The following is a 600-nucleotide window of genomic DNA, read 5'->3' as shown; positions in this document are numbered from 1 at the left end:
AAAACACTGTCACCAATTGCATGCCCCAGCGTATCATTAATGGTCTTAAAGCGGTTTAAATCTATATACAGAAGTCCAAACTTATCCTGTGTTTTTTGTACACGCTCAATAGATCTGTCTAATTCTTGTTGGAAGAATATTCGATTTCCAATCTCCGTCACTGTATCATGGAATGCAAGGTAGTTTATCTCATCCTGTTGTTGTTTCATCCTCGTTATGTCTTTTACCATTACATAACTCCCAAAAGTTTGACCTTCTATCATAATAGGAACTATAGTGACATACCAAAAGAGTATGTCCTTCTCATTGTTATTTTTCACACGTAACTGTAGTGAAGATGAACTACATCGTTTCCCTTTCTTTATAGCTGCTTCCAATTCAGATTTATCTTCATCTAAAAAAATAGAGAAGCACTCTTTCCCTATCAATGCAGCACTTTCTTTTCCTAATAACATACTTCCAGCCTGGTTTATGTTTAATACGATATCAGTTGAATCAATCGTTAAAATAGGATCCGGATGATACTCATATAATGACTTAAATCTTTCTTGATTTTTTACCAAATCATTAGATTTGTTTATTAAATCCCTTGTTCTTTGA

1 protein-coding gene is annotated in these 600 nt (G+C 33.7%); it reads right to left on the bottom strand.

Annotated features, from left to right (window positions below; all coding sequences use genetic code 11):
• Positions 1 to 600, bottom strand: a 600-nt coding sequence (locus ABHN01_RS25890) for a diguanylate cyclase domain-containing protein (RefSeq protein ID WP_429877929.1), incomplete at both ends; no start/stop codon positions are given.

This window comes from Fictibacillus sp. NRS-1165 (genome assembly GCF_050468105.1).
Lineage (GTDB): Bacteria > Bacillota > Bacilli > Bacillales > Fictibacillaceae > Fictibacillus_C > Fictibacillus_C terrinigri.
The sequence above is the reverse complement of the archived record's forward strand: the minus strand, read 5'-3'. Positions and strand labels throughout refer to the sequence as shown.